This window comes from Sphingobium sp. ba1 (genome assembly GCF_000743655.1).
Taxonomy (GTDB): domain Bacteria; phylum Pseudomonadota; class Alphaproteobacteria; order Sphingomonadales; family Sphingomonadaceae; genus Sphingobium.
This window is the reverse complement of sequence record NZ_JPPQ01000069.1, coordinates 2,808,622-2,816,874: the sequence shown is the minus strand read 5'-3', so window position 1 is coordinate 2,816,874 and position 8,253 is coordinate 2,808,622. Positions and strand designations below refer to the sequence as shown.

At 64.5% G+C, this 8,253-nt stretch carries 7 protein-coding genes; 3 read left to right on the top strand and 4 right to left on the bottom strand.

Annotated elements, in window-relative coordinates; all coding sequences use genetic code 11:
* Positions 1 to 840: helicase-related protein (locus IL54_RS25025; protein ID WP_272945516.1), on the bottom strand; the 840-nt coding region annotated here is incomplete at its 3' end.
* Between the two features lie 207 nt (positions 841 to 1,047).
* On the opposite strand from IL54_RS25025, the gene IL54_RS16850 reads away from it, so the two are divergent.
* A complete protein-coding gene (locus IL54_RS16850; RefSeq protein WP_037477114.1) occupies positions 1,048 to 2,598 on the top strand; it encodes a M23 family metallopeptidase in 1,551 nt (516 codons plus the stop codon).
* 40 nt (positions 2,599 to 2,638) lie between these two features.
* Positions 2,639 to 3,433, top strand: coding sequence for a nucleotidyltransferase family protein (locus IL54_RS16845; protein WP_037477111.1), 795 nt, complete (start codon positions 2,639 to 2,641; stop codon positions 3,431 to 3,433).
* An 88-nt stretch (positions 3,434 to 3,521) separates the two neighbouring features.
* On the opposite strand, the gene IL54_RS16840 is transcribed toward IL54_RS16845, so the two are convergent.
* Complete coding sequence (locus tag IL54_RS16840) at positions 3,522 to 4,835, bottom strand: lipopolysaccharide biosynthesis protein (protein ID WP_037477108.1); 1,314 nt, start codon at positions 4,833 to 4,835, stop codon at positions 3,522 to 3,524.
* Positions 4,836 to 4,954: 119 nt separating this feature from the next.
* Between IL54_RS16840 and IL54_RS16835 the strand changes: the two genes are divergently transcribed.
* A complete protein-coding gene (locus tag IL54_RS16835; RefSeq protein ID WP_037477105.1) occupies positions 4,955 to 5,725 on the top strand; it encodes a phosphocholine cytidylyltransferase family protein in 771 nt (256 codons plus the stop codon).
* 353 nt (positions 5,726 to 6,078) lie between these two features.
* Here IL54_RS16835 and lpdA read toward each other — a convergent pair whose 3' ends face one another.
* Both lpdA and sucB read right to left on the bottom strand, forming a co-directional pair.
* Positions 6,079 to 7,479, bottom strand: a complete 1,401-nt coding sequence (lpdA, locus tag IL54_RS16830) for a dihydrolipoyl dehydrogenase (protein WP_037477102.1) — start codon at positions 7,477 to 7,479, stop codon at positions 6,079 to 6,081.
* Between the two features lie 120 nt (positions 7,480 to 7,599).
* Positions 7,600 to 8,253: dihydrolipoyllysine-residue succinyltransferase (gene sucB, locus IL54_RS16825; RefSeq protein ID WP_037477099.1), on the bottom strand; the 654-nt coding region annotated here is incomplete at its 5' end.

The window sequence follows — 8,253 nt, the reverse complement described above, 5'->3', positions numbered from 1 at the left end:
GTCTTCGCCGCCCAGACTGCCGAAGGTGCCGTCCTTGTGATGCCGCCCGGCGCGCCCGGCGATCTGTGCCATTTCGCTGACCGTCAGGCGGCGGGTGCGGCGGCCGTCGAACTTGCGCAGCGAGGCGAAGGCGACATGGGCGACGTCGAGGTTCAGCCCCATGCCGATCGCGTCGGTGGCGACGAGATAATCGACCTCGCCATTAAGGAACATCTGCACCTGCGCATTGCGGGTGCGGGGGGACAGCGCGCCCATCACCACGGCGGCACCGCCCCGGAACCGCCGCAGCATTTCGGCGACGGCATAGACCTCCTCGGCCGAGAAGGCGACGATGGCGGAGCGTTTGGGCAGGCGCGAGAGCTTCTTCGCGCCGGCATAGGACAAGGTGGAGAAACGCGGGCGGCCGATGATCTCGACATCCTTGACCAGCGCCTTGACGGTGCGGGCGATACTGGCCGAGCCAAGGATCATGGTTTCCTCGCGCCCGCGCGCGCGGAGCAGCCGGTCAGTGAAGATATGGCCGCGTTCGGGGTCTGCGCCCAGTTGCGCTTCGTCCAGCGCGACGAAGGCATAATCGCCGGTGATCGGCATGGATTCGGCGGTGCAGAGGAAATAGCGGGCGTGGGGCGGGACGATCTTTTCCTCGCCGGTGATCAGCGCGACCTGTGCCGGGCCTTTGATCGCGACCACCCGGTCATAGACTTCGCGGGCGAGCAGGCGGAGGGGGAAGCCCATCATGCCGCTGCTGTGCCCGCACATCCGCTCTACCGCGAGATGGGTCTTGCCGGTATTGGTTGGCCCCAGGACGGCGGTGACGGGCGATCGGGCAAAGGCAACCATGGTGCCCCTCTGTCGAGCATGGGGGGCGATGGAGCAAGGAGATTCGCGGGTTCCCTACCTTGGTGCATTCCTATCGGGTCCGTGGCACGGGTCGTCGCAGACGGGTGCGTCATCGGCGCGTCTTAAATTGACTTTAACCCTGTCGCTTCACAAGGGTCTGGCCCGACGCATGGCGCGGGGGCCGTTGCGTCGCCAAGCAATGCTATCATGCCCCTGGGGGTCGTCGGTTTGTTTCAGGATAGCCAGTTCGGATCGCAGCAGGGCGGCGCCACCATGTCGCTATGGCTGGCCGACTCGCTGCGCCAGCCTGCGCCGGTGCCGCGGCGCGACTGGCGGATGCGGCTGCGCGAATGGGCGGATGAGGTGGAACTGGTCCCCGACCTTGCCCAACGGATCGGCAGCCCGACCTGGTTTCGGGGCCTCGCCACCTGTTTCGGGCTGTGCGCGACGGCGCTGTATCTGTCGCCCGGTTTCAAGCCGATTCCGGGGCTGCCCGGCCGGACGATGGCCGAAGCGCACTATGACGAAGTGCGCAGCCAGATGATCACGCCGCTGGCGCTGGGTGCGGACAGCGGGCGGCGGATGGGCGCGACCGATGCGGTGCAGCCATTGCGCCAGACGCCCGAACGGCCGCAGATCGAACTCAATGCCCAGGTCGGCAGCAGCGACACGCTGGCACGCGCTTTGTCGCGCGCGGGGGTCAGCAGTGGGGACGTGGCGACGATCAATGCGCTGGTCGGGGCGGATATCAGTGACGGGGTGAAGCCGGGCACGCGGCTCGACATCATATTGGGCCGCCGCGCGAGCCGCGACCGGCCCCGGCCGCTTGATCGGCTGGCGTTCCGCGCGCGGCTCGACCTGGCGCTGGAACTGGAGCGGGCGGGCGGGGTGCTGTCGGTGCGGCGCATCCCGATCCGCGTCGATAATACGCCGCTGCGCATTCAGGGCGTGGTGGGCGATAGCATCTATCGCTCGGCCCGTGCCGCCGGTGCCCCGCCCAAGGCGGTGCAGGCTTTCCTGCGGGTGATTGCGGGGCAGGTCGATCTGGGCGGCATCGGCGCGGGGGACCGCTACGACATCGTGACCGAATATCGCCGCGCGGAGACGGGCGATATCGAAGTGGGCGACCTGCTTTATGCCGGGTTGCAACGCGCGCGCGGCAAATCGGTCGACATGCTCAAATGGACCAGCAATGGCCGCACCGAATGGTTCGAGGCGTCGGGCGTTGGCGAGCGGCGCGGCGTGCTGTCGGCCCCGGTCGCCGGGCGCATGTCGTCCAGCTATGGCATGCGGCGGCACCCGATTTTGGGCTATAGCCGGATGCATGCGGGGATCGATTTCGCGGCGCGCTATGGATCGCCCATCTATGCGGTCACGGATGGCGTGACCGCCTATGCCGGTCGGCATGGCGGGCATGGTAATTATGTGCGCATCCAGCATGGCGGCGGCATTGCCAGCGGCTATGCGCATATGAGCCGCATCGCCGCCGCGCCGGGCCAGCGTGTCCGCCGGGGGCAGGTGATCGGCTATGTCGGGTCGACCGGCCTATCGACCGGGCCGCATCTCCATTATGAACTTTATCGCGGTGGCGCGACGGTAAACCCGTTGTCGGTGAAGTTCACGACGACGGCGCAGTTGGCGGGCAATGATTTGCGGGCGTTCCGCGCGCAACTGGCGCGCTACAAGGGGCTGCCCGTGGGCCAGCGCCAGGCCTTTGCCGAAGTGCCATCGGCCGCGCCGGTCGCCAGCGGAAAATAAGCCGCTTCCCGCGCGGGTGTCGCTTGGGTAACGAGCGAGGATGATTGCTTCCGCTCCGGCTTCCGTCACTGCCATCCTGCTTGCGGGTGCGCGGCCCATTCCCGATCCGCTGGCGATCGCCGCCGGCGTGCCGGTCAAGCCGCTCGCGCCGGTCGCAGGCGAGCCGATGATCAACCGCCCGGCGCGTGCGCTGCTCGATCATCCTGCGATCGGGCAAGTGATCGTCCTGACGCAGCGGGCCGATGCCTTTGCCACTGATCCCGCAACGGCGTGGCTGGGCGCGCATCCGCGCGTGCGGTTCGAGCGGGGCGGGGCGGGGATTGCCTCTTCGTTGCTGGCGTTGATGGAGGCGGGCGATATGCCCTTTCCGTTGTTGCTGACCACGGCGGATCATGTGCTGCTCGATCGGGCGATGTTGGATCAGTTCATTGCCGAGGCGACGGGCGCGGATGTTGCGGTGGCTATGGTCGAACGGGCGACGCTGCTGGCGCGCTATCCGCAATCGCGGCGGACCTGGCTCAAATTTCGCGATGGCGGCTGGTCGGGTGCGAATATCTTCTGGTTCGGCAGTGAGAAGGCCCGGCCGGTGATCGCCTTGTGGCAGGAGGTGGAGCAGGACCGCAAGAAGGGGTGGAAAATCCTGTCCGCTTTCGGACCGCTGGCGCTGATCGGCGCGCTGTTGCGGATTTCGACGTTGCGGGGCGGCATGGCGCGGGTCGGGCGGCGTCTTGGCCTGGTGGCGCGGCTGGTGGCGATGGCGCAGCCCGAAGCGTGCATCGACGCGGACAAGCAGGCGGATGTGGACTTGATCGAGGCGATATTGGCGAGGCGGTAGGGTTGAGTTACCCGTTCGTTTCGAGCGTGGTCGAGAAACCAGCGCGAGGGTTTCTCGACTGCGCTCGAAACGAACGGCGGTGGGTGGCTTACTTGTCGCCCGCCACGGCCCGGCGACTGGCCCAGCCCATCATCGCGAAACCGGCGAGCGCAGCGACGATGTTCGCGACCGCTGCGCCGATCGTGCCGTAGACCGGTAGCAATGCAGCTTGCAGGCCGAGCAGCAACAGGGTCGCGACGAAGGTGATGCGCAGCGACAGGCCCGCGCGATCGGTCGCCATCAGCAGCGGGCGGTAGCTGACGCCGATCAGTTCGATACAGGCAGCGATGCCCAGCAGCAGCAGCAGCGGATAGGCGGGCAGGAAGTCCGGCCCGGCGATGAAGCCCAGCAACGGACGGCCGATGGTCGCGATCAGCGCGATGATGACCGCGCCCGCGATCAGCGCCAGCCGGTTGGTGCGGCGGAACAGCGCGCCGAGCGCGTCCTTGCCATGGCTGCTGGTGCGCGACAGTTCGACGAAGATGCTGCGCGACAGCAAGCTGCTGATCTTGGTCAACGAATTGGCGAGCTGGTTGGCGAGGCGATAGAGGCCCGCGCCGACGGGGCCGGCGAAGGCGCCGACGATCAGCACCGCGACCTGCTGGCCGATCGAGGACAGGCTGGTCTGCAAATTGGTGGCGGTCAGGAAGCCGATGATGCCGGGATTTTCGCGGCGCGCATCGAGCGCCCGTCCGGCGCGCCAATGGCCGATGCGGCCATGGCCGACACGCAAAGCCAGCCCCCAATAGCTGAGCGCGCAGAGCAGTTCGGCAAAGGCCCAGGCGATGAGGAAGCCGGTAATGTCGGGCATCCACAGCAGCGCCGCCCCGGCGCCGATCATCCGCCCCACCGGGATCATGGTTTCGGCGAGCGCGGCGCTGTCGAACCGGTCGAACAGGCGCAACAGGCCGGTCGGGCTGGAGCGGATGGTGATCATCATCACCATGCAGAAGAGCCAGACCTGCCAGGCCATATGCGGTCCGACCTCCAGCAGGTCGGCGAACAGGAGCAGGATGGCGGCGGCGATCAGCCCGCCCGCGACCGCCGATGCCAGGTCGATGAGGATGCAGAAGCGTAGTACCCGGTTGAGCGCATCGCCATGGCCCGCGGTCAGATGTGGCTGGCCATAGCGGACGACGATCTGCCAGCTATCGAAGGACACCAGCGTCTTGATCACCTGCGCGGCGCTCAGCACCAGGGCGAAGCGGCCGAAATCGGCGACTCCGAGCGTCCGGGTGACGATGGCGAGATAGGCGATGCTGAGGATCGCGCCGACGCCCTTGCCGCCCAGCAGCCAGCCTGTATTGGCCAGGATGCGCGAAAAGCCGTCGCCTGCCTGCCCCGATCCGCGTTTGACCTTCACGTCTGCCCTGGCCTTTCACCCGGATGCCGGTCATCCGGCGTGCGCCTGTCTAGGGGGTTGGGGCCGTCGTGCAAACCCCGCCTTTTTTTCGGCCAAATTGCCGTTTAAGGCCGCGCGCTATGACGATCAGCAAAGCCATCATCCTTTCCGCCGGGCAAGGCTCACGCCTGTTGCCGCTGACCCGCGACGTGCCCAAATGCATGATCGAATTTAACGGGCGTACTCTCATCAGCTGGCAGGTCGCCGCTTTGGTCGCCAATGGCGTGACCGACATCGTGGTGGTGACGGGTTTCCGCACCGAGCGGGTCGAGGATCATGCGTTGCAGCTCTATCGCGAGACGGGCGCGCGTATCCGCACGGTGTTCAATCCTTTCTTCCAGGTTGCCGATAACCTCGGCACCTGCTGGATCGTGCGGGAAGAGATGGACCGCGACTTCATCATCCTGAATGGCGATACCATCGTGTCGGACGAGATCGTCGCCAAGTTGATCGCGGGGGCGACCGATGCGATCACTGTCACCGTCGATGTGAAGCCCGACGGCGATTATGATGATGACGACATGAAGGTGAACCGCGACGAGAGCGGCCGCCTGCACCATATCGGCAAGCGGCTGCTACCGCCCGACACCAATGCCGAATCGATCGGCATGTTGGCGTTCACCGGCGAAGGTCCGGCGATTTTCCGCAACCAGATCAACCAGATGATGCGGACGCCCGAAGGGGTGGAACGCTGGTATCTGCGCGCGATCGACATCATCGCCAAGGGCAATCGGGTGGGCACCGTGTCGATCGACGGGTTGCCGTGGCAGGAGGTCGATTTCCCGCAGGATGTGGAAGCGGCGGCGGCGCTGACGGCGCGGTGGGTCGATGAGGGGCGCTATCGGCGATAGGGGAGTGGGCGGGTGAACGTCGTGCTTTTCAGGCAGATTGTGGGACAGAGCTATTTTCTGTCTCGATAGAGTGACACCTCTCCATCTGATCATAAACCATGATGACTCTGGATCGGTTATATAACATCCGTTCGTGCTGAGTAGAGACTGAGCTTGTCGAAGGCTCGTATCGAAGCATTATATGCAGCGCCTGATCCTTCGATATGCCATTTCGACTTCGCTCAATGGCTACTCAGGACGAACGGGGTCTTATAATGCCATAGTCAGTCCTGCTTCCGACCCTTGCAAGGCAATGACATGAAAAAGGCCTCCGTTTTGCGGAGGCCTTTTTCATGTGCGCAAGCTGGCGGCGATCACATGTGGATCGGTTTGCCGGTGACCGCCATGGCGGCTTCCTTGATCGCTTCGCTGTGCGTGGGATGCGCATGGCAGGTATAGGCGATGTCTTCGCTCGATGCGCCGAACTCCATCGCCTGCGCCGCCTGCGCGATCATCGTGCCGGCGGGGGTGGCGATGATCCAGACGCCCAGCACCTTGTCGGTGTCGGCGTCGGCGATGATCTTCACGAAGCCTTCGGGTTCGTGGTTGGTCTTGGCGCGGCTGTTGGCCATCATCGGGAATTTGCCGACCTTGATCGCGCCCTTTTCCTTGGCGGCTTCTTCGGTCAGGCCGACGCCCGCGATTTCGGGCTTGGTGTAGACGACCGAGGGGATCAGGTCGTGATTCACGATGCCGGTCAGGCCCGCGATATTCTCGGCGACCGCAATGCCTTCATCCTCAGCCTTGTGCGCCAGCATCGGGCCGGGGATGACGTCGCCAATCGCCCAGACGCCGGGAACCTTCGTGCCGAACTCGTGATCGGTTTCGATCTGGCCGCGCGCGTTCAGTTCCAGGCCGATCTTGTCGAGGCCAAGGCCGTTGGTGTTGGGGCGGCGGCCGATCGATACCAGCACGACATCGGCTTCGATCGTTTCGGCGTCCCCACCGGCCGCGGGTTCGACGGTCAGCGTCACGCCCTTGTCATGCGCCTTCGCGCCGGTGACCTTGGTGCCGAGCTTATAGTCGAAGCCCTGCTTCTTGAAGATCTTGTTGGCTTCCTTGCGGACTTCACCGTCCATGCCGGGCAGGATCTGGTCGAGATATTCGACGACGGTGACCTTGGCGCCCAGGCGACGCCATACGCTGCCCATTTCCAGGCCGATGACACCGCCGCCGACGACCACTAGATGGCCCGGCACCTTGTCCAGCACCAGCGCGCCGGTCGAATCGACGATCTTGCCGCCGTCATTGTCGACTTCGACACCGGGAAGTGGCGTGACCGACGAGCCGGTGGCGATGACGATATTCTTGGCCGTTACCTTTTCGCCGTTGATCTCGACGGTGTTCGCGCCGGTGAAGCTGGCCAGGCCCTTGAGCCAGGTCACCTTGTTCTTCTTGAACAGAAATTCGATGCCGCCGGTCAGGCCCTTGACCGCATCGGCGCGCTGGCCCTGCATGGTGGTCAGGTCGAGGCTCATCTTGTCGATCTTGACGCCGAGCTTGGCGAGCGTGCCATTGGCCGCTTCGTCATAAAGTTCGGAGGCGTGCAGCATCGCCTTGGACGGGATGCAGCCGACATTGAGGCAGGTGCCGCCCAGCGTATCGCGGCTTTCGGCGCAGGCGGTCTTGAGACCCAACTGCGCGGCGCGGATCGCGGCGACATAACCGCCGGGGCCGGACCCGATCACCAGAACGTCATAGTCGAAATCGGACATGTTATTCTCCGTTCGCCCTGAGCCTGTCGAAGGGCATTACTGCTTCTTTTGTCCTTTGCACAGAAAGGACGGGGCTTCGACAGGCTCAGCCCGAACGGATATGGTGTCTGATTGTGACTTTTACAGGTCGATCAGCAGGCGGGTCGGGTCTTCGATCGCGTTCTTGACCGCGACGAGGAAGGTCACCGCTTCGCGACCGTCGACCATGCGATGATCATAGCTGAGCGCCAGATACATCATCGGACGGATCACGATCTGACCATCGCGAACGACCGGGCGGTCTTCGATCCGGTGCAGGCCCAGCACGCCCGACTGGGGCGGGTTGATGATCGGGCTGGACAGCAGCGAGCCGAACACGCCGCCATTGGAGATGGTGAAGGTGCCGCCCTTCATATCTTCCATGGTCAGCTTGCCTTCCTTGGCCTTCTTGCCAAAGCCGCCAATGGTCTTTTCGATCTCGGCGACGCTGAGCGATTCCGCGTTGCGGATGACCGGAACGACGAGGCCGGTGGGCGCCGACACCGCGACCGAGATGTCGCAGAAATTATTGTAGACGATCTCGTCGCCTTCAATCTGCGCATTGACGCCCGGAATGTCGCGGAGCGCCATGCAGACCGCTTTCGTGAAGAAGCCCATGAAGCCCAGACGGACGCCATGCTTCTTTTCGAACAGGTCTTTATACTTCGCGCGCGCCTCGATGATGTTGGTCATGTCCACGTCATTATACGTGGTCAGCATCGCTGCGGTATTCTGCGCTTCCTTCAAACGCTTGGC

Bases quoted from the DNA above. Each gene is read 5' to 3' on its own strand.
- IL54_RS16850 (WP_037477114.1), top strand. From the start codon at position 1,048: ATGCCCCTGGGGGTCGTCGGTTTGTTTCAGGATAGCCAGTTCGGATCG.
- IL54_RS16845 (WP_037477111.1), top strand. From the start codon at position 2,639: ATGATTGCTTCCGCTCCGGCTTCCGTCACTGCCATCCTGCTTGCGGGT.
- lpdA (WP_037477102.1), bottom strand. From the start codon at position 7,479: ATGTCCGATTTCGACTATGACGTTCTGGTGATCGGGTCCGGCCCCGGC.
- IL54_RS16835 (WP_037477105.1), top strand. From the start codon at position 4,955: ATGACGATCAGCAAAGCCATCATCCTTTCCGCCGGGCAAGGCTCACGC.